Source organism: Tsukamurella sp. PLM1 (assembly GCF_023168325.1).
Classification (GTDB): domain Bacteria; phylum Actinomycetota; class Actinomycetes; order Mycobacteriales; family Mycobacteriaceae; genus Tsukamurella.
This window is the reverse complement of sequence record NZ_AP025688.1, coordinates 4,203,789-4,223,611: the sequence shown is the minus strand read 5'-3', so window position 1 is coordinate 4,223,611 and position 19,823 is coordinate 4,203,789. Positions and strand designations below refer to the sequence as shown.

The 19,823-nt window shown below is 70.5% G+C and carries 18 protein-coding genes and 2 pseudogenes; 8 read left to right on the top strand and 12 right to left on the bottom strand.

Features of this window, described 5'->3' with window-relative positions:
• Nucleotides 1-53 precede the first annotated feature (53 nt).
• Together MTP03_RS23005 and MTP03_RS21740 are read right to left on the bottom strand one after the other, a co-directional pair.
• Nucleotides 54-445: pseudogene (locus MTP03_RS23005) on the bottom strand (arabinosyltransferase); the annotation flags it as partial.
• A 546-nt stretch (nt 446-991) separates the two neighbouring features.
• Nucleotides 992-1,396 (bottom strand): transcriptional regulator, encoded by a 405-nt coding sequence (locus tag MTP03_RS21740; protein WP_248489931.1) that lies wholly within the window; start codon nt 1,394-1,396, stop codon nt 992-994.
• A 119-nt stretch (nt 1,397-1,515) separates the two neighbouring features.
• On the opposite strand from MTP03_RS21740, the gene aroQ reads away from it, so the two are divergent.
• Nucleotides 1,516-1,962 (top strand): type II 3-dehydroquinate dehydratase, encoded by a 447-nt coding sequence (gene aroQ, locus MTP03_RS21735; protein WP_248489930.1) that lies wholly within the window; start codon nt 1,516-1,518, stop codon nt 1,960-1,962.
• A 51-nt stretch (nt 1,963-2,013) separates the two neighbouring features.
• On the opposite strand, the gene MTP03_RS21730 is transcribed toward aroQ, so the two are convergent.
• Nucleotides 2,014-2,589, bottom strand: a complete 576-nt coding sequence (locus tag MTP03_RS21730; RefSeq protein ID WP_248489929.1) for a TetR/AcrR family transcriptional regulator C-terminal domain-containing protein — start codon at nt 2,587-2,589, stop codon at nt 2,014-2,016.
• A gap of 93 nt (nt 2,590-2,682) precedes the next feature.
• On the opposite strand from MTP03_RS21730, the gene MTP03_RS21725 reads away from it, so the two are divergent.
• From MTP03_RS21725 to MTP03_RS21715, 3 genes are read left to right on the top strand one after another with little or no spacing between them, the layout of a single operon-like run.
• Nucleotides 2,683-3,189 carry a biotin transporter BioY gene (locus MTP03_RS21725; RefSeq protein ID WP_248489928.1) on the top strand — a complete coding sequence of 169 codons (507 nt, stop codon included), beginning with the start codon at nt 2,683-2,685 and terminating at the stop codon, nt 3,187-3,189.
• A complete protein-coding gene (locus tag MTP03_RS21720; protein ID WP_248489927.1) occupies nt 3,186-3,881 on the top strand; it encodes an energy-coupling factor ABC transporter ATP-binding protein in 696 nt (231 codons plus the stop codon). The genes MTP03_RS21725 and MTP03_RS21720 overlap by 4 nt, the downstream gene beginning before the upstream one ends.
• The gene (locus tag MTP03_RS21715; protein ID WP_248489926.1) at nt 3,881-4,456 is read left to right on the top strand and encodes an energy-coupling factor transporter transmembrane protein EcfT; all 576 of its coding nucleotides are present in this window, start codon (nt 3,881-3,883) and stop codon (nt 4,454-4,456) included. The genes MTP03_RS21720 and MTP03_RS21715 overlap by 1 nt, the downstream gene beginning before the upstream one ends.
• A 31-nt stretch (nt 4,457-4,487) precedes the next feature.
• Here MTP03_RS21715 and MTP03_RS21710 read toward each other — a convergent pair whose 3' ends face one another.
• The 7 genes from MTP03_RS21710 to MTP03_RS21680 form a co-directional block, all read right to left on the bottom strand.
• Complete coding sequence (locus MTP03_RS21710) at nt 4,488-5,957, bottom strand: TIGR03767 family metallophosphoesterase (protein ID WP_248489925.1); 1,470 nt, start codon at nt 5,955-5,957, stop codon at nt 4,488-4,490.
• 281 nt (nt 5,958-6,238) lie between these two features.
• Nucleotides 6,239-7,258, bottom strand: a complete 1,020-nt coding sequence (locus MTP03_RS21705) for an ABC transporter substrate-binding protein (protein WP_248489924.1) — start codon at nt 7,256-7,258, stop codon at nt 6,239-6,241.
• A 50-nt stretch (nt 7,259-7,308) separates the two neighbouring features.
• Nucleotides 7,309-8,136, bottom strand: a complete 828-nt coding sequence (locus tag MTP03_RS21700) for an SDR family NAD(P)-dependent oxidoreductase (RefSeq protein ID WP_248489923.1) — start codon at nt 8,134-8,136, stop codon at nt 7,309-7,311.
• Nucleotides 8,137-8,138: 2 nt separating this feature from the next.
• The gene (locus MTP03_RS21695) at nt 8,139-10,019 is read right to left on the bottom strand and encodes an arabinofuranosyltransferase (RefSeq protein ID WP_248489922.1); all 1,881 of its coding nucleotides are present in this window, start codon (nt 10,017-10,019) and stop codon (nt 8,139-8,141) included.
• A gap of 45 nt (nt 10,020-10,064) precedes the next feature.
• Entirely contained in the window at nt 10,065-10,826 is a 762-nt protein-coding gene (locus MTP03_RS21690; RefSeq protein ID WP_248489921.1) for a decaprenylphospho-beta-D-erythro-pentofuranosid-2-ulose 2-reductase, read from the bottom strand.
• Nucleotides 10,827-10,853: 27 nt separating this feature from the next.
• A complete protein-coding gene (locus tag MTP03_RS21685; RefSeq protein ID WP_248489920.1) occupies nt 10,854-12,284 on the bottom strand; it encodes an FAD-binding oxidoreductase in 1,431 nt (476 codons plus the stop codon).
• A gap of 72 nt (nt 12,285-12,356) precedes the next feature.
• On the bottom strand, nt 12,357-12,560 hold the full coding sequence (locus MTP03_RS21680) for a sigma factor-like helix-turn-helix DNA-binding protein (RefSeq protein ID WP_248489919.1): 204 nt from the start codon (nt 12,558-12,560) through the stop codon (nt 12,357-12,359).
• Between the two features lie 125 nt (nt 12,561-12,685).
• On the opposite strand from MTP03_RS21680, the gene doeB2 reads away from it, so the two are divergent.
• The 4 genes and pseudogenes from doeB2 to MTP03_RS21655 all read left to right on the top strand — a co-directional run bounded on the left by doeB2 (nt 12,686) and on the right by MTP03_RS21655 (nt 17,717).
• Complete coding sequence (gene doeB2, locus MTP03_RS21675) at nt 12,686-13,834, top strand: N(2)-acetyl-L-2,4-diaminobutanoate deacetylase DoeB2 (protein ID WP_248489918.1); 1,149 nt, start codon at nt 12,686-12,688, stop codon at nt 13,832-13,834.
• Nucleotides 13,835-13,874: 40 nt separating this feature from the next.
• On the top strand, nt 13,875-15,137 hold the full coding sequence (locus MTP03_RS21670) for an aspartate aminotransferase family protein (protein WP_248489917.1): 1,263 nt from the start codon (nt 13,875-13,877) through the stop codon (nt 15,135-15,137).
• The gene (gene doeA, locus MTP03_RS21665) at nt 15,134-16,342 is read left to right on the top strand and encodes an ectoine hydrolase (RefSeq protein WP_248489916.1); all 1,209 of its coding nucleotides are present in this window, start codon (nt 15,134-15,136) and stop codon (nt 16,340-16,342) included. Before MTP03_RS21670 ends, doeA begins: the two co-directional genes overlap by 4 nt.
• Nucleotides 16,339-17,717, top strand: a pseudogene (locus MTP03_RS21655) (NAD-dependent succinate-semialdehyde dehydrogenase). The gene doeA and the pseudogene MTP03_RS21655 overlap by 4 nt, the downstream one beginning before the upstream one ends.
• Here MTP03_RS21655 and glmS read toward each other — a convergent pair.
• Both glmS and MTP03_RS21645 read right to left on the bottom strand, forming a co-directional pair.
• A complete protein-coding gene (gene glmS / locus MTP03_RS21650) occupies nt 17,718-19,538 on the bottom strand; it encodes a glutamine--fructose-6-phosphate transaminase (isomerizing) (RefSeq protein ID WP_248489914.1) in 1,821 nt (606 codons plus the stop codon).
• Between the two features lie 15 nt (nt 19,539-19,553).
• On the bottom strand, nt 19,554-19,814 hold the full coding sequence (locus MTP03_RS21645) for a hypothetical protein (protein WP_248489913.1): 261 nt from the start codon (nt 19,812-19,814) through the stop codon (nt 19,554-19,556).
• Nucleotides 19,815-19,823 lie beyond the last annotated feature (9 nt).

Below are 19,823 nucleotides of genomic sequence, written 5' to 3'. Positions count from 1 at the left end.
TCGATGGCCGCATGGAACTGAATTCTCGTGCGGTCCGTAACCGACCCATGCAAATCGGTAAATACGCCGACGACCTGCGGGCGGTAGTCGAAGCCGTTGTCCTTGCCGCCCTCGAGGCCACTGCCGTCGGACGTCGTGACCCCGGTGATCTGCGCGCGCACCGCCTTCGCGTCGCCCGTGACGACGATCGACTGGCATTCGGGGGCCGCGAGCGCGGCGGCGTCGACCACGAGCAGCGGGGTGTTGCGGACGATCACCTCGAGGTTCCGCCGCTGATCGGTGGCGGGGTTCACGGCGACCGACAGGCCGCGTCGGAGCGTATCGGCCGAGCCCTTCGGGCCCGTCGCGACCAGGGTGCCGGTACCGCCGGGCAACTCCGCAGCGGCGGAGCAAGGATCGTCACGTCGATCCGGTCCGGCACGTACGACACGAGCGGGGCGGCCACCGCCTCGAGCGATCCGCGCTGCGGCCAGTCGAGCGCCGCGGTCGTCTGCGTGACCGGAAGGAACGGTGTGAGCAGCGCGAACAGCACGCCCAGGACGCCGGTGACCGCAGCGGTCCGGGCGGTGGTGCGAGCGGCGCGGGCCGCAGCGGACGGTTCGGGCACCCCGCGAGTCTAGACGCCGGTCGTTCGGCGGACGTGTGAGAACCACCCCTAACGACAGCTCGATGTACTACGAAGCGGCACCGGTGCCGCCACGTTCGAGCAGACCCTGGCCCACGAACTCGGTCACCTGGCGCTCGGTCACGAGCCGAGCACTGCGATCGCGCCGGCGGTGATGGTCACGCAGTGGCTCGTGGGCCGGGGCGTGCGCGAGCTGGAAGTGGGCACTGGTCTACAGCTGTCTCGGGGTCACGGCGCTGATCGCGGCGAGCTCCGCGTGGCGGGTGTCCCAGCGGACCCGGGGACGGCCGCGGTGACCAAAGGGCCCAGCACACCCCGTCCCCTTTGCTGGAGCGTGTGCGCTGAGCCCGTGCGGTGCCGTGCGGGCTACTTGACCGCGCCCTCCTGATCGTCCGCCGCCTCGAGCTCCGCGAGGAGCCCGGCCAGAGCGGCGCGACGGTCGGCGGACAGCTTGGTGGAGCGGCGCGCCATGTCGAGCATGCCGGACTCGCGGAGCTCGCGGGTGAGCTCGAGATCGCTGAGGACCTCACGCTCGTACAGCGGGTCTGAGAAGTACTCCGCACGCACTCCGAAGGTCTGCGCGATGGAGGCCACCATGTCGTACGCCGGGCGCGAGCTGCGGCCGGAACGGAGCTGCGACAGATAGGGGACGGACAGCTTGCCGCCGCCCTCCTCGACCATCCGGCAGAACTCGGACGAGGTGTAGGGGCCCCGGTCCGCTGGATGCACGACCTCGAAAAGTCGGTTCAACTTGGCCGCGAACGTAGTCATCATGCCTCCCTTCCGGATTGCGAATACACCGCAGGTTACATGATCTGCGCGACATTCGCGCACGCCGTGAGACATCCATCCCATACCGTGCGCACCGGTTCGGACTACGCTGGTGCACCATGGGACCCCGCATTCTGGTACTCAACGGCCCGAACCTGAACATGCTGGGAGTCCGCCAGCCGGAGGTCTACGGCGACAATTCGTACGCCGATGTCGTCGATGTCTGCGCCGCGGCCGCCGCCGCGCGCGGAGCCTCCGTGGAGGTCCGTCAGACCAACGACGAGGCCGAGCTCCTGGGGTGGATCCACGACGTCGCGCGGACCAGGAACTTCTCCGCGATCGTGATCAACCCGGCCGCGTGGACCCACACCTCGGTTGCGATCGCAGACGCTTTGGTGATCCCTGAAATTCCCATCATCGAAGTTCACATATCGAATGTTCACGCGCGGGAGTCGTTCCGGCATCACTCCTACGTCTCCCCCATCGCCGCGGCCGTGATCGCGGGCTGCGGACTCGCCGGGTACCGCTACGGCGTCGATCGGGCGGTGGATCTGTCCGGCGCGTAGCCGCGGCTCGGTTCGTCCGACGGTGCCGTCCAGCGGGACGGTGCTGTACCTCTACGCCGGTAGGCGGGTCCGCAGACCATCGACGACGAGGTCGACCCCGCCCGCGAAGGCGCGGTCGGTGGCGATGCGGTCGAGCTCGCCGGCCGCGGCGCCGGCGCGCGCCATCGCCTCGCGGGTCTGCTCCTCGAACGTGAACCCCACGACGAAGTGTGTGAGCGTGAGCGCCGCGGCGTTCGCGTCCGCCGCCGCCACGCCCGCGGACGCGGCGATGTCGGCGATCTGTGCCTGCAGGTTGCTCGTGCCCAGCTGCGAGGCCAGCGACGCGGACACCACCTCGGCGCCGTCCCGGTGCCGGCGCAGCACCTTCCGCAGGGCGTGCGCGTACCCGGTGAGCTGCCGGTCCCACCGCATCCGCGACTTCGACGCCGCCGCCGCGAGGGACGGGTCCGCGAGGATCGTGTCGGCGATGCCGGCGAGCAGCGACTGCTTGTTCGGGACGTGCCAGTACAGAGCGCCGGGCGCGACCCCGAGGTCCGCGGCCACGCGGCGCATCGTCAGGTCCGGGAGGCCCGCCTCGTCGAGGACGGCGATCGCGGAGGTCAGCACGTCCGAACGGTTGATGGCCACGGATTTGACTCTAGCCCAGCCCCGATACCAGGCTTGAACCGTGTTCAAGGCCTCCACCTATCGCGCGACCCTCGTGACCTCGCGCTGATCGCGGTGTTCACCGCCCTCACCGCCGTGCTCGCGATGCCCACGATCACGATCAGCGGCATCGCGCCGATCACCCTGCAGACCCTGGGGTTCATGCTGGCCGCGTCGCTGCTCGGCTTCCCGTGGGGCGGGGCGTCGGTGGCGCTGTACGTGCTGCTCATCGTGGTGGGCCTGCCGATCGGCGCCGGCGGGCGCGGCGGCCTCGCCGTACTCACCGGTCCCACGGGAGGGTTCCTCATCGGCGGCATCCTCGGCGCCCTGGTGACGGGCTGGCTCGTGGACAGGTGGGGCCGCACCAACCCGCTGAAGATCGGCCTGGCGAACGTGCTCGGGCTGATGGTGGTCGTCTACGCGGTGGGCCTGCCGTGGCTCGGCTGGCGCACGGGCTCGGGCCTGTTCGCCAAGCTCACGCTGGGGTTCCAGTTCGTCCCCGGCGACCTGATCAAGGTCGTCATCACCTCGCTCGTCGTGGTCACGGTGGCGCGGGCGTACCCGGCGATCACCAAGAGATGATCGTCCTCGACGGCGTCAGCCACTCGTTCGACGACCGGCCCGTGCTGCGCGGGATCTCGGCCGAGCTGTCCGAGCGGCGCATCGGCATCATCGGCGCCAACGGCTCGGGGAAGTCGACGCTCGCGCGCACGTTCAACGGCCTCGTCGTGCCGGAGCACGGCACCGTCGAAACCCTGGGCCTGGACGTGCGGCGCAAACGTTCGGAGGTGCGCCGGCGGGTCGGGTTCATGTTCGCCGACGCGTCCGCGCAGATCGTGATGCCCACGCCCGCCGAGGACGTGGCGCTGTCGTTGCGCCCGCAGGGCCGCCGCAGGCGGGGCGGGCCCGACGATGCCGACATCACCCGTCGGGCGGCCGAGATCCTCGGCGAGTTCGGCCTGGGCGATCACCTGGATGCGCCGGCGCAGCTGCTGAGTTCCGGGCAGAAGCAGATGTTGGCGTTCGCGTCGGTGCTGGTGACCGATCCGGAGATCCTGGTGTGCGACGAGCCGACCACCCTGCTGGACCTGCGTAACGTGCTGCTCGTGAGGCGCCGGCTCGCCGCGCTGGAGCAGCAGGTGATCCTGCTGACCCATCACCTGGAGATGCTCGACGATTTCGACCGGGTGCTGGTGATGGACGACGGCGCGATCGTGTTCGACGGTGCGCCCGCCGACGCGATCGGCTTCTACCGGGAGCTGGCGGCGCGCTGATGCTGGGCCAGTACGTACCGCGCGCGTCGCCGCTGCACCGGGTGCCGGCGGCGGCGAAGCTGGTGGCGATGCTGGCGCTCGTGACGTTCCTGGCCGTGTTCCCGCGGCCGATCCCGCTGGCGGTGTCCGCGGTGGGCGTGGCCCTTCTGTTCCCGGTGGCGCGGCTGCGCCCGGTGCACCTGTGGCGCGCGCTGCGCCCCGCCCTGCTGTTCGCGGTGGTGCTCACCGCGTTCTACCTGCTCAGCCAGGGGATGTCCGACGGTGCCCGCGCCGCCGTCGGGCCGGTGGGCCAGCTCGTGGTGGGCGTGCTCGCTGGCAACCTGCTGGTGTTCACCACGCGGGTGAGCGATCTGGCGGCGCTGGCGGGGCGCGTGTTCGGCCGGCGCGTCGAGCTGCTCGTGGCGCTCACGATCCGCTCCATCCCGGCGGTGATCGCGGTGGTCCGGCAGACCCGCGAGGCCGCCTGGGCGCGCGGGCAGCGAGCCTCCCTCGTCCGGGTTCTCCCGACGGTGCTGGTCCGGCTCATCCGCGACGCCGACCTGCTGGGCGAGGCCCTGGTCGCCCGCGGCCTGTAGGTCCCGGTCTGGAGCGGCTGCGGCTAGCTCCTCAGCGCAGGGGATGGGTGAGGAGCAGCTCGCAGTTCCGGTCCGCTTCGGCGCCGAGCAGGGTGTCGTCGCGGTGGATGTCGTTGTAGGCCAGCTCGCGATAGAGGCTGGCCAGGCCGCGCGAGCTGAGGTCGGACGCGTTCGCGGTGGCCGGGCTCGCGGCCTCGATCAGCGGGGTGAACAGGCTCAGCGTGCCGTCGCGGTTGTCGGCCACCTCGATGATCCTCGCCAGCTGCGGGAAGTCGACGTGGCTGGCGGTGTTGATCTCCCAGAAGCTCTGCTTCGGCGTCGGCCCAGCGTGCGCGATCATCTCGTTCTTGTGGGTGTGCCCGTTCACCCACGCGATCACCTGCGGATACTGCGCCAGAGTCGCGACCAGCGTTCCCCCGTCGTACTGCTTCTCGCCGGGCTCCTCCGGGTCGGGCAGCTTGGCGGTCATGCTCCTGGACGTGTGGTGGCTGAACACGATCGTCAGCTGGTCCGGATGCGCCTTGAGCTGCGCCACCAGCCACGCCAGCTGCTTCTCCCCGATCGACCCCTCGGCGATGCCGAGGTTGTTCGTGGTGTCCAGGCCGATCCCGAGCACCCCGGGCGCGAGCTGGAAGGTGTACCAGGTCGGACCGTCGGGACTGGAGAAGCCGTGGCCCTCCGGCCCGGGCCCGGTGATCGCGGGATCGAAGTGCCGGCGCACGAACTCCCGTGGGCTGAACGGAGTCCGCTTCGCGTCCACGGTCGCGGGGATGACGGGGCCCGACAGCTTGAGCTGCGTCAGCATGGGGCCGAGCTGCGACGGGTCCGTGGTCAGCGCGCGGGCGATGGCGAGCGCCGCGGGATCGGTGTGCGGGATGTCCAGCTTCACGGGCGAGAGGTACAGCCAGTCGGCGATGCCGTTGGGCAGCGTGCCCAGCAGACTGTCGTCGTGATTGCCGACCACGGCGTACCAGGGCGTCCGCAGGCCGGGGCTGGTGTGCGCGCCGATCGCCGCGCGGAGGAATCCGGGGATCTGCTGGAACCCCTTGTCCTTGTACATGTCCCAGTACGGGGATTCGGGCTGCCAGTACAGCGCCGCGCCGTGCGCCTGCAGGCCCTCGAACCGGTCCGGCGCGCCCGTGTTGGGCACGATGGTGCCGCCGGAGAGCACCGTCTGGAACCAGTTGAGCTCGGCCAGCTCCCGGTTGTCGGTGTTGTCGCCGGTGGTGATCACGCAGTCGAAGGCGCGGCCGGTGATGGGGCCGCCGGGGAGCGCGTTGATGCGCTCCACCAGCGAGACCGCGCCCTGCGTCGTGAGCGTCTCCTGCGGCCGGAAGGCCGGCGCCTGGAACGGGTGCACGAACTCGAATCGCGCCGGACTCTGCGCGTCCACGATGTGCATGTCGGTCAGCTGCACGAACGACGCGAGCGCCTGCCGGGTCGACTCCCGCCCACCCGCGCCGGCCGCGAGCTCGGCGCACGTACAGCGGCCAGGGGGCACCGTCGACCAGCGGACGGTACCCGCCCGCCCGGGCCGCCCCGGGCACGCTCACCCGCTCGAGGGTGGTGCCCGTGATGTTCGCGGCGGCCGCGGCCCCGGGGAGGGCGTGGGCCGCGCGGGTGGTCGCGGCACCGGCCGCGGCCGCCGTGAGGGCGGCCGCGCCGGCGCGGAGGAACGCTCGACGTGTGGTCACGAAGGACACCATAGAACCCGGGTGTCCCATTTGCCCCTAGCGACACATGAACAACAAGTGCCTCACCGTTAACAGGCGGTGCGGGAGGTCACTTCGCGAGGAACTCGCCCAGCTGCTGCACGATGAGATTCGCGCCGATCGGACCCAGCCCGAGGTACCACACGTCGTCGTCCACGCGGAACGCCTTGCCGCGCTGGACGGCTCCCAGCTGCCCCCACGCGGGGTTGGCGAGCGCCGCGGTCTCACCCGTGACGTCGGGCTTGCCGTAGCTGGAGTAGAACAGGTAATCGCCCTCGGCCTTGGGCAGGTTCTCCAGGGAGATCTCGACGGCCAGTTCGTCCACGTCCTGGTCCTTGGGCCGCGGCAGCCCGGCGTCCTTGAGGATGACGCCGATCAGCGACTTGTTCGCGTACAGCCGGATCTTTCCGGGCATGAAGCGCACGAGCGAGATGGTGGGCTTGGCGCCGGTGAACTTCGCGCTGAGCGCCTTCGCGTTGTCGGCGTACTGGTTCAGCTGCTCGACGACCTTGTTCTCCTCGCCCACGGCATCGCCGACGAGGCGGAAGTTCTCCTTCCACGGGAAGCCCGGGCGGATCGAGAACACGGTGGGGGCGATCTGCGAGAGCTGCTGGTACAGCTTGTCCACGCGCAGCTTGCTGCCCAGGATCAGGTCGGGCTTGAGCTTGGCGATGGCCTCGACGTTGACGCTCTGGATCTTGCCGACCCGCTCGATGCCCTCGGTCTTGTCGGCGAGGTACGTCGGGACGGGGCTGCTGCCCTCGGTCTCGACCATCCCGACCGGCTTGAGTCCCAGGCTGAGCACGGCGTCCAGCTCGCCGGTGTCGAGCACGATGATGCGCTCCGGCTTCTTCGGGATCTCCGTCACGCCGGAGGCGTGGGTGACGGTGCGCGGGAACACGCCCGGCGCGGCGTCGGAGCCGAGCTTCGCGGTCTCGGTGTCCGCGGTGCCGAACCGCTCGCCGCCAGTGGCGACCTCGGCGTTGCCGGAGCCCTTCGAGTCGGTCGTGGACGAGCAGGACACGGCGCCGACGGTGGCCGCCAGCAGGACGACCGCGGGCGCGAGCCGGCGGACGAGGGATCGTTTCATCACGCGCCGTAGCGTACGCCAGAACTTAGGTGAGGCGAACCACACTTAGGTCAGGTAAGCGATGAGATCGCGCGATCGGACGCCGTCGGCGAGAGCAGATCGACCACGGGGAGCAGGGCGCGCAGCGCCGCGGGGGACACCTCGACGGGCTGGTGCGTCACCGCGCGCACGATCCAGCGGCCGGCCTCGTCCGGTTCGAGCGCACCGACGGCATCGTATTCGGCTGTGGGCGTGATCATCTCGGTCCGCACCAGCGGGAAGTGCACGTTGGTCGCGTGGACGCCGGGGTGCGGCTTCTCGGCGTTCAGGCTGCGCCCGAAGATCGCCAGCGCGTTCTTCGACGCCGCGTACGCGGAGAACTTGGGGAAGGTGTTGGCCAGCAGGCCCCACGTGCACACGTTCACGATCTGCCCGCGCCCGCGCTCGATCATCCCCGGAAGCACGCCCAGCGACAGCTGGACCGCGGCGAAGTAGTTCAGGTTCATCGTGCGCTGGTAGTCGTGCAGGCGGTCGGTGGAATCCACGATCGTCCGCCGGATCGAATGCCCCGCGTTGTTGATCAGCACGTCCACTTCGCCGAGCCCGCTCAGCAGCCCGTCGATCGACGAAGTGTCGGTCAGGTCGCACACCCGGTACTCGCCGCCGGTGATCGCACAGAGTTCCTCGAGCTCGGACTCGCGCCGCGCGACCGCGATCACGTGGGCGCCGCGCGCCGCCAGCTGTACCGCCGCCTCGCGTCCGATGCCCGACGATGCCCCGGTCACCACGATCCGCAGGCCGCGCAGCGTGCGGCCCGGTCCGGAGAGCGCGGCGTCGAGCGGGGCCGGCAGCAGGCTCCGGCGCTGCAGCAGTTCCTGGACGGTGCGGGACAGCGACATGCTCATTTCCTCACGACGACGACGAACGGACCGGTCTCGGTCACCACGAACCGCGGGTCCTCGAACAGCTTCTCCGGGAATGTCACCGTGTACCGGCGCACGTTCGGGTCGTTGGGGTACACGTCCTCGGCGAGGCGCAGCGCGAGCCCGTCGGCGGACCGTCGGAACACGAACGCGTCCGGGGCGCGCCACGGAGCGGCGTCGAGGGCCTGTACCAGCTCGTCGGTCGACTCCAGCTTCGCCCAGGCCTCGATCGCCGCGGAACGCTCGCTGAACTTGGCGAGTGGGTTGGCGTAGTTCGAGGTGAGGTTCTGGAAGCCCCAGTACGGGTAGATCGCGAGGAAGCCGTAGTCGGCGGTCAGCACGACGGTGTCGGTGCGCGGCCGCCCGGTGGCGGCCAGGATCGCGGCGTCCACGTCGCGGTACGACGATTCCGCCCCCGCCGGCCGGCGGTCGCCGCGGTCGCCGGCACCGTCGGTGTCCGAGTACGCGACGGCGATCTCCCCGGCCAGCTGCGCGGGGATGGTCTGCGACACCCCGACGGCCGCGATCGCGCCGAGCACGATCCCGGCCTGCCGGTACCGCGGGTAGCCGTCGCCGAGCGCGCCGACGAGCGACACCGCGCCGAGCGCGCCGGCGGCGGCGAGCAGGATGTGCAGGACCGGCTCGGTGCGGAAGCCCAGCAGCGTGGTGCCGATCGGCGTCAGTGTCATCGACAGCAGCGCCCACAGGTACACGCCGGCGATCGCCAACCCCAGCGCCTGCGCGTGCAGGCAGCTGCGCAGCCGGACCAGGATCCAGACGGTGCCGATCAGCGCCAGAGCCCCGAGCAGCGAGAAGTGCAGCATCGGCAGCGGCAGGACGGAGCCCTGCTCCGGCAGGTAGTGCATCGCCGAGCCCTCGGCGTCGGTCCCGTCGCGCGCGGCGCGCAGCAGGAACGGCCCGTAGGCGGGCAGCCCGATCAGAAAAGCGATCACGCCGATCACCGCCACCCGCACGGGGTAGCGCCATTCCACGCGGCGCTCGCGGATCCAGGCCGCGATCAGCGCGACGACCCCCATCAGCACCACGGTGAACGCCGCGACGCCCAGGTACAGGGTGTAGAACCACACCGCGAATCCCAGGTAGAGGCCCACCAGGACCAGCGCCCCGCGGTGCCCCCGCAGGATCGCGTACCAGGCGATGATCAGCACGGGCGGCATCAGGATCGCGACGGCCGCGCCGTACGGCTCGGCGGAGCCGTAGAGCAGCATCGCGACGGTCGTGGCCAGGGTGGCGGCCACCGCGCGGGCGGGCGACCAGACCGTGAGCCACAGCGCCAGCGCGACGCTCGCGGCGACCGCCAGCGAGATGATGGACCACGGCTGGAACGCGGCCCAGCCCTCGAGGCCGAAGACCTTCGCGAACCGGCCGCCCAGCCAGAACCAGCCGGGGGAGTAGAACGGCGGCAGGTCCACGTACGTCATGTCCGCGAGCCGCGGCGAGCTGGTCAGGCGGGTGAGGTACTCCGTGCGGAACTGCTGGTCGACGGAGATGCCGCCCAGGTACAGCTTGGTGCCGCCCAGCGGCAGCGCCAGGGTGACGGTGACGAACCCCGCCACTGTCGCGAACGAGACGAGCCGGGCCGCGCGGGCGGCGGACCGTCGGGCATGGGTCAGGACGAGGGCGCACGCCGCGAGCACCGCGATCGCGCCCACCTGCCCGACGGTGGCCAGGGCCCGCGTGACGTTCGAACTGCTGTAGGCCGGCCACTCGACCGACTGGACGGCGAACCAGCCGATGACGCCGACCGCCGCCGCGATGATCGCGGCGGCGGCGAGGTCGACGGCCAGTCGGCGCGCGCTCGGGGCGTTCAGGGCGTCGACGGTGCGCGGTTCGGTCACGCGGGCCAGACTAGATCGAATGGTTCGAGGACAGCCACATCGGTGCTAGATCGGCAGCTTGCGGAAAATCGGCTGGGGGATGTTCTTCAGGCCGAAGCTCACGAATCCCCACGGTGCGGGTGCGTACACCAGCGACTTGCCCTTGATCGCGGCGTCGACGGCGAGCGTGCCGATGACGTCCTTGTCGATCGTGAGCGGTGCCTCCTTGACGTGCGCCGAGAACTTGGTGCGCACCATGCCGGGGCGGACCACCAGCACGGAGCCGCCGAACGGCTCCAGTGCCTGACCCAGGTTGAGGTAGAAGCCGTCGAACCCGGCCTTGGACGAGCCGTAGACGAAGTTGCTGCGACGCGGGCGCAGGCCGGCCACCGAGCTCATCGCGATGATCTGGCCGTGGCCCTGCTCCTTGATCTTCTCGCCCAGCAGCACGCCGACGGAGACGGCGCCGGTGTAGTTGACCTGCGCGAGCAGCACGGCCTTGCGCTGGTTCTGCCACAGCTCCTCGGCGTCGAAGTCGAGGGCGAAGGCCACGATCGCGACGTCGATGTCGCCGCCGGCGAACGCGGCGTCGATGGTCTTCTGGTGGCCCTCGAAGTCGGTCGCGTCGAAATCGACGACCTCGACCGACGTGGCGCCGGCCGCCTTCACCTGGGCGACGGCCTGCTCGCGCAGCGGGTCGTTCGGGAGCGCGGCGAGCACGATGCGGGTGGTGCCCTTGGCGAGGTACTCCTCGACGATGGCGAGGCCGATCTCGGAGGTGCCGCCGAGCAGCAGGATGGACTGGGGGACGCCCACGGCGTTCTTCATGTGATGTGTTCCTTGCAGTCGGGAGGCTCAGGCGAGTTCGAGGCGGCGGCCGAGATCGGAGATGAAGACCCCGGTCGGGTCGATGCGGCGGCGGGTGGCGATCCACTCGTCGATCCGCGGGTACATGGCGTGGAAGCGTTCCGCGGTGGTGCGCGAGTCCTTCGCCGTGTACAGGCGGCCGCCCATCGCCATGATGCGCTTGTCGAGCTCGTTGAGGAACTCGGCGAGGCCCCGCTTGACGGGGAAGTCGAGGCACACGTTCCAGCCCTTGAACGGGAAGCTCAGTGGCGCCTGGTTGCCGTCGCCGAACAGCTTGATCACGTTGAGGAAGCTGACGTGACCGGATGCCTGGATGTCCTCGATGAGCTTGATGAACTCGGGCTCGTTGCCGGTGGGCACGATGAACTGGTACTGGCAGAAGCCGCCGGTGCGCCCGTACGCGTTGTTCCAGCCGCCGAACGCGTCCAGCATGTGGTAGAAGCCGGCGAGGTTCTTCACCTTGCCCCGGCTGGGCGGCCCGGCACGGTAGTACGCCTCGCCGACCAGCGAGAAGTCGAACTTGTTCGCCAGCCCGTTCGGGAAGACGTCGGGGAAGCTCAGCAGCGGCTTGTTGTTGAAGCTCAGCGGGTTCTTGCGGTACTTCTCGGGCAGCTCGTCGAGCGTGGCGAGGTTTCCGCGGGAGAAGGTGCCGCGACCCAACTTCGGCGGCGCGCTGATCGCGTCGAACCAGCCCGAGGCGTACTCGTAGCCGTCCTCGAAGCCGTCCTGCAGGTGCAGGTCGATCGTCTCCTGGAGCGAGCCGGTGCGCTCGGTGTCCGCGATGAAGTAGGCGCTCTCGGTGCGCTTCATCTGGATCTTCGCGCGCAGGATGATGCCGGTCATGCCGACGCCGGCCACCGTGGCCCAGAACAGCTCACCGTCGGGATCGTCGGACGAGCCCTTCGGCGTGAGCGTGAGCACCTTCCCGTCGGCCGTGAGCAGCGTCATCTCGAGCACGTGGTTGCCGAACGAGCCCTGGCTGTGGTGGTTCTTGCCGTGGATGTCGTGCGCAATGGCGCCGCCGATCGTCACCTGGCGCGTACCCGGCAGCACCGGGACCCACAGGCCGTAGGGCAGCGCCGCCTGCATCAGCGTGTCGAGGTCGACGCCGGCGTCCACGTCCACGATCGCCGTCTCGGCGTCGATCGCGTGGATCGCGTTCAGCGGCGTCATGTCGATGGTCAGGCCGCCGGTGTTCTGTGCCGACTCGTTGTACGAGCGGCCCAGCCCGCGCGCGATGACGCCGCGGCGCAGGTAGGCGGGCTTGTCGGCCTCGGCGTCGGCCACGACGCCGACCGCGCGGGCGATCTGTTCCACGTCGGGCGTGGAGAGCACGTGGCCCTGGATCGGCGTGGTGCGCGACCAGCCCACCAGCTTGCGCGTGGAGATGGGCAGATAGGGAAGAGTTGTCTCGGACATCGCAGGCCAGGATACCGCTCGGCACCTGAGACCAGGCTGAACTGTGACGTGGTGGTTGCGGTCGTGAACGACTCAGGCCACCGCCAGCTCCTCGCGGAGGATCCGCATCGCATGGTGCTGGCGCAGGCGCACGGCCTGCGGCGTGATCCGCAGCAGCGCGGCCGTCTCCTCGACGGTGCGCCGCTGCACCACGCGCAGGTGCAGCACGCGATACAGCTCGGGCGGCAGCGCCGCCCGGAGCCGCGCGTCGGCGCCGCCGCCCGATTCCTGTCCCATATTTCTCGAACCTAAGCAGCGGCGCGCCCCGACACATCCGCCGTTCGGTTGATGTTCGCTCCGCTATTCGGTCGATCGCGGTACGTTGAAGGTGGCCGAAACGGACACCGATCCGAGGAGGTCCGATGAACGCTCCGTGGGTCGAAACCGTTGCCCGGGCCAGAGAACTCCGACACCAACTTCATCGCCGCCCCGAGTTGGGTTGGGCGGAGCACTCCACTGCTGCGGTCGTCCGCGCCGAACTCGACGCGATCGGCATCGGCTGGCGCGCCTGCGCGGGCACCGGCACCGTCGGGCTGCTCGCCGAGGGCGCCTCCGGGCGGCACGTGGCGCTGCGTGCGGATCTCGACGCGATGCCGATCACCGAGGTCACGGGCCTGCCGTACGCCTCACGGGCCGACGGCGTGATGCACGCGTGCGGGCACGACGGGCACACCGCGACGCTGCTCGCAGTGGCGCGGTGGCTGCAGGCCCACGAATCCGACCTGCCCGGCCCCGTCACGCTGTTGTTCCAGCCGGCCGAGGAGGGCGGGCACGGCGCCCGCGGGATGATCGACGACGGTGCCTTCGACGGCGTGGACGTCGTGTTCGGGTGGCACAACTGGCCCGGCCTGCCGCTGGGCCGCGCGCTCTGCCCCGACGGTGCCGTCATGTCCGCGAACGGTGTGTTCGAGGTGGAGCTCCGCGGGCGGGGCGGCCACGCATCGCAGCCCGAGGCCACGCGCGATCCGGTGCTCGCGGCGGCGGCGGTGACCGTTGCGCTGCAACAGATCGTTGCCCGCCGCACCGCGCCGCAGGAGGCGGTGGTGGTCGCGGTGACCTCGCTGCACGCCGACAGCGCGCCGACGGTGACCCCCGAGCGGGCCGCGCTCGGCGGCAGCGTCCGTGCCGCCGACGATGCCGCCCGCGCCCGGGTCTTCGCCCTGATCGAGGAGATCGCGGGCGCCACCGCGTCGGCACACGGCGTGCACGCGCACGTCCGGACCGTGCCGCGGTACGGCGCCACCGTCAACCACCCCGGCCCGGCGGCCGAGCTGCGGGAACGCCTTTCGACGGTGCTGGGGTCGGCCTGGACGGAGCCCGCGGTGCGGACGCCGGTGCTCGCCTCCGAGGACTTCAGCTACTACCTGCAGCAGGTGCCGGGCGCCTTCGCGCTGCTCGGCTCGGGCACGTGCGCGCCGCTGCACAGCCCCGACTACGACTTCGACGATGCCCTGCTCGATCCGGCTGCGCGCCTGCTGCTGGGCCTGGCGGGGGCGCCGGAGCCGCCCTGACCGCAATCGAGAACAGCACGGAACGAGAGGAATCCAGCGCATGACGTCGTCAGCCACTGCACCGTTCGAGAACTGGGAATCGGAAGTCCGCGGCTACTGCCGTGCGTTCCCCACCGTGTTCGCCTCCGCGTCGGGGGCACGGCAGGTGGATGAGGACGGCAAGAGCTACATCGACTTCTTCGCCGGCGCGGGCGTTCTCAACTTCGGGCACAACAACCCGAAGATGAAGCGGGCGATGATCGACTTCCTCGAAGCCGACGGCATCGCCCACAGCCTGGACACCTACACGACCACCAAGCGCGACTTCATCACCCGGTTCCGGGAGGTGATCCTCGAGCCGCGCGGCATGGACCACCGGATGCAGTTCACCGGGCCCACCGGCACCAACGCGGTGGAGGCGGCGCTGAAGCTGGCGCGCCTGGCCACGGGGCGCCGCGAGGTGGTGGCGTTCAGCCACGGATTCCACGGCATGACGCTCGGCGCGCTGGCCGCCACTGCCAACGAGGCCTTCCGGCAGTGGGCCGGCGTGCCGCTGCGGGACGTGGTGCGGCTGCCGTTCGAGACCGCGCCGGGCGGGAAGACCGCGCTGTCGGACTACGCGGCGGCGCTGGCGGACCCGTCGAGTGGGCTCACCCCACCGGCCGCGTTCCTGGTGGAGTCGGTGCAGGCCGAGGGCGGCGTGAACGTGGCGAGCGCGGACTGGCTGCACGCGGTGCAGGACCTGGCCCGGGAGACCGGCGCGCTGTTCATCATCGACGACATCCAGGCCGGGTGCGGGCGCACGGGAAGCTATTTCAGCTTCGACGGCTACGGCCTCGACCCCGACGTGATCACCCTGGCGAAGGGGCTCGGTGGGTACGGCACCCCGATCGCGATGAACCTCAACAAGCCCGCGGTCGACGCGCACTGGTCGCCCGGCGCGCACACCGGCACGTTCCGCGGCCAGGGACTGTCGATGGTCGCGGGCACCGTCGCACTCGACTACTTCACCGATTCGACGCTGATGGACGCGGTCGCCGAACACGGTGAGACGATGCGCGCACGGCTCGCGAGCATCGCGGCGGCGCACCCGGACCGGGACTGGGAGGTGCGGGGCAAGGGCATGATGCAGGCGCTCGACACCGGCGACGGTGCCTTCGCCAAGGCGGTGCAGTCGGCGTGCTTCGACGCGGGCCTGCTGGTCGGGCCGTGCGGCAGCGGCGGCCGGGTGCTGAAACTGATTCCGCCGCTCACGATCCCCGCCGACGATCTCGCGGCCGGCCTGGACATCCTGGAGGGAGCGATCACGGAGGTGGCGCGATGAGGGCGCGCGACGACATGACGTTCCCCACCACCGAGTACGAGCGCCGCCTGGGGGAGCTCCGCGAGCGGATGGAGCGGCGCGGGCTGGACGCGGTGGTGATCACCGATCCCGAGAACCTGATGTACCTCACGGACTACCAGACCACCGGCTACTCGTTCTTCCAGGCGCTGGTGGTGCCGCTGGACGACGAGCCGGTGATGATCACGCGTGCGATGGAGGAGTCCAACGTGATCGCCCGCACCTGGGTCGAGCGCACCCGTCCGTACCCGGACACCGGCGACGCGATCCAGGAGCTGGTGCTCACGCTCAAGGAGGGCGGCCTCGGGACGCGCCGGGTGGGCTACGAGCGCAACAGCTACTTCTTCCCCGCCTACCAGCAGGACCGGGTGCACACGTCGTTCCAGCAGGGCGTGCTGATGGACTGCTTCGGGATCGTCGAGGCCGGGCGGGCGACGAAATCGGCGGTCGAGATCGAGGTGATGCGCAAGGCGGCACGGGCGGCGGAGGCGGGGATGGCCGCGGGTCTCGAGGCGGCGGTCCCGGGCAACACCGAGAACGATGTGGCGGCGGCGATCAGCGCGGCGATGTTCAGAGCCGGTGGGGAGTTCCCGGCGGTCATGCCGTACGTCGCGTCGGGGCCGCGGTCGATGATCGGCCACGCCACCTGGGAGGGCCGCACCATCGAACCCGGCGAGCACGTGTTCCTCGAAGTGGGCGGCTGCTACCGCCGCTACCACGCGGCACTGATGCGCACGGTGGTGAACGGGGAGCTGTCCACGACGATGCGCGAGGCGCAGGAACGCATGAAACTGGCCCTGTCCGAGTTGAAGTCGTTGATGCGCCCGGGGATGACGGTCTCCGACGCGGACTCGCTGGTGCGGCGCATCATTTCGGACAACACGGTGGGTGCCCGCCTGGTCACGAGGTCGGGATACTCGATCGGCATCGCCTTCCCACCGTCGTGGGACGAGGGCTACATCCTCAGCCTCAATCCCGGCGACTTCACGGCGCTGGAGCCGGGGATGACGTTCCACGTGATCCCGTGGATGTGGGGCGTGGACGGCGACAAGACCGTGGGCATCTCGGACACGATCCGGATCACGGAGGACGGCTGCGAGTCGTTCTTCACCCTCGGGGAGGACTTCACCGTCCACGACGGCGGTGTCGCGCAACGGGAAACGACGGATACGGAGGTGGAATCATGACGGCGATGCTGACCGCGACCGACCCGGCGACGGGGAACGAGGTGCGATCGATGCCGGCGGCGGGACCGACGGAGGTGGAGGCCGTGCTCGCCCGCGCCGAATCGGCGTTCCCGGAGTGGCGCGACGCCGGCTTCGAGGCCCGGGCGCGGCTGTTGCGCGCGGTGGGCGCCGAGTTGCGCCGCGGTGTCGACGATTACGCGATGATGATGACCGAGGAGATGGGCAAGCCCATCACCGAGGCCCGGGGCGAGGTGGTGAAGGCCGCGTGGGCTGCGGAGCACTACGCGGAACACGGTGCCGACTACCTGAGCCCGGACGTGGTCGAGTCCGACGCGACGCTCAGCTACGTGCAGTACCTCCCGTTGGGCCCGGTGCTCGGCGTGCTGCCGTGGAACGCGCCGTTCTGGTTGGCGTTCCGGTTCTGCGCGCCGGCGCTGATGGCCGGGAACACCTGCGTGATGAAGCACGACCCGCACGTCCCGGGTGCGCCGCCGCCATCGCGGGTGCTTTCCGCACGGTCGGGGCCCCCGACGGTGTCTTCTCCTCCCTCCCGGTGACCACGCCCGACGTGGAGTCCGTGATCCGCGACCGCCGGATCCGCGCGGTCTCGTTCACCGGTTCGGACCGCGCCGGCGCCGCCGTGGCCGCGATCGCGGCGTCGGAGATCAAGCCCGCCGTCCTCGAGCTCGGCGGGTCCGATCCGGCGATCGTGTTGGCGGACGCCGACATCGAGGCGGCGGCCGAGGTGCTGGCGCTGTCCCGCATCATCAACGCCGGCCAGTCGTGCATCGCCGCGAAGCGGATCATCGTGGAGCGGCCCGTGCACGACGCGTTCGTCGAGGCGCTGCGAGCCCGGTTCGCCGCGCTGCGGATGGGTGATCCGCGCGACGAGACCACGCAGGTGGGCCCGATCGCCCGCGCGGACCTCCGCGACAACCTGCACCGTCAGGTCACGGACACCGTTGCGGCCGGCGCGACGTGCCTGCTCGGCGGCGAGATCCCCGACCGGCCCGGGTTCTTCTACCCGCCTACCCTGCTCACCGGCGTGCGGCCGGGCATGGCGGCGTGTGTGGAGGAGACGTTCGGACCCGTCGCCGCCGTGATGACGGCCGTCGACGCTGAGCACGCCGTCGATCTGGCGAACGCCACGCCGTACGGCCTCGCCGCGAGCGTCTGGACCGACGCCGCGCGCGGCGAGGCGATGGCGCGGGAGCTCGAGGCCGGGCAGGTCAGCGTGAACGGCATCGTCAAGACCGACCCGCGCCTGCCCAGCGGCGGCATCAAGCGCTCCGGCTACGGCCGCGAACTCGGCCGCGCCGGCATCCACGAGTTCGTCAATGCCCAGCAGGTGTGGGTGGGTCCCAAGCGGGAGTGACTACTCGACGGTGACCGACTTCGCCAGGTTGCGGGGCCGGTCGATGTTCAGGCCCAGGCTCAGCGCCGCGTAGTAGGCGAGTAGCTGCGTCGGGATCATGAGCAGGATCGGGTCCAGCTCGGGCTCGTTCTTCGGGACGGTCAGCGTGACCTTCGCCTCGGGCAGCTCGACGCCGGGGTTGGTGATCGCCACGATGTCGCCGCCGCGGGCCGAGATCTCGTGCAGTGCACCCACGTTGCGGTCCAGCAGCTCGTCGTCGGGGACGATCGCGACGGTGGGAAGCTCCGGGCTGATCAGGGCGAGCGGGCCGTGCTTGAGCTCGGACGCCTGGTAGGCCTCCGCGTGCCGGTAGCTGATCTCCTTGAACTTCTGCGCCCCCTCGCGGGCGGTCGGATAGCCGCGCACGCGGCCGATGAAGAACAGGCTCGGTGCCTCGGCGAGCAGCTTGGCCGCCTTCTCCACCTCGTCGGGCGCGCTGATGATCTGCTCGATCTGTGCCGGGAGAGCCTTGAGGCCCTTGACGATCCGCGTACCGTCGGTGATGGAGAGGTCGCGTACGCGGCCCAGCGCGAGCGCGAGCAGCGCGAACCCGACGGCCATATGCGTGTTGGCCTTGGTCGAGGCGACGGAGACCTCGGGGCCGGCGTGCAGGTAGATGCCGCCGGAGACCTCCCGCGCGATGGTCGAGCCGACCACGTTCACCAGGCCGACGATGGTGCCGCCCTTGCGCTTGACCTCCTGTACGGCGAACGCGGTGTCGGCGGTCTCGCCGGACTGGCTGACCGCGACGTAGAGGGTGTCCGGCTCGACGATCGGGTTGCGGTAACGGAATTCGCTGGCGGGCTCCGCATCGGCGGGGATCCGGGCGAGCTCCTCGATCAGCGAGGCGCCCAGCTGGCCCATGTAGTACGCGCTGCCGCAGCCGAGGATCTTGACGCGCTTGAACCGGCGCATCGCCTGCGCGTCGAGGTTCAGGCCGTCGAGGCGGGCCGTGGCGAAGCGCTCGTCGAGGCGCCCGGACAGCATGCGCTCCAGCGAGGACGGCTGCTCGGCGATCTCCTTGAGCATGAAGTGGCTGTGGTTGCCCAGCTCCAGCTCGTCGGGCGAGATGTCCACGGTGGTGGCGGACTTGGCGACGGCGCGGTTGTCGTCGGCGCTGAACATGCGGAAGCCGGAGGCGGTCACGGTGGCGCACTCGCCGTCGTCGAGGTGCACGACCTGGCTGGTGTGCCGGACCACGGCCGAGATGTCCGAGGCGACGAACATCTCCTTGTCGCCGACGCCCAGGATCAAGGGCGAGCCGTTGCGGGCCACCACGATCCGGTCCGGGTGCTCGGTGTCGATCACGGCGAGGGCGTAGGTGCCGCTCAGCCGGTGCAGGGTCTGGCGCACCGCGTCCTCGAGGGTCTCGGCGCCGGTCCGGGCGATGAGGTGCGAGACGGCCTCGGTGTCGGTGTCGGAGGTGAGCTCCACGCCGTCGGCCTCGAGCTCGAGGCGCAGGTCGCGGGCGTTGTCGATGATGCCGTTGTGCACCACGAAGATCCGCTCGGCGGAATCGGTGTGCGGGTGGGCGTTCTCCTCCGACGGTGCGCCGTGCGTGGCCCACCGGGTGTGGCCGATGCCGGTCTTACCGGCGAGGCGCTTGGGCAGCGCGGCCTCCAGGTCGCGCACACGGCCCACGCTGCGCACGCGCTTGGCGCCGGACGGTCCGAGGACGGCGATACCCGCCGAGTCGTACCCGCGGTACTCGAGCTGGGTGAGCCCGTCGACGAGGATGTCCACGGCTGTCTGGCCACCGATGTATCCGACGATTCCGCACATGCTCCGGTGGTGCTCCTAGCTGTAGATGAGGCGGCGCAGCTGCCGCTCGGTGAGGTCGGGGGCGGCGACGAGCCGGCTGCGCAACTCGTCGGCGAGCGTCGCGAATATCTCCGCGTTGCGCGCGCCGCGTCCCTGCAGATCGCGGTGGCGGCGACGGACGAAGTCCTCGACCGGCTCCCGGTAGTAGGCCGTGACGTCGTCGATGACACGCACGGCCTCGGTGGCGGAGAGCCCCGTGGTCCGCGCGATGTGATCCACGAGCTCGCTGTCCGGCACGCCCTCGAT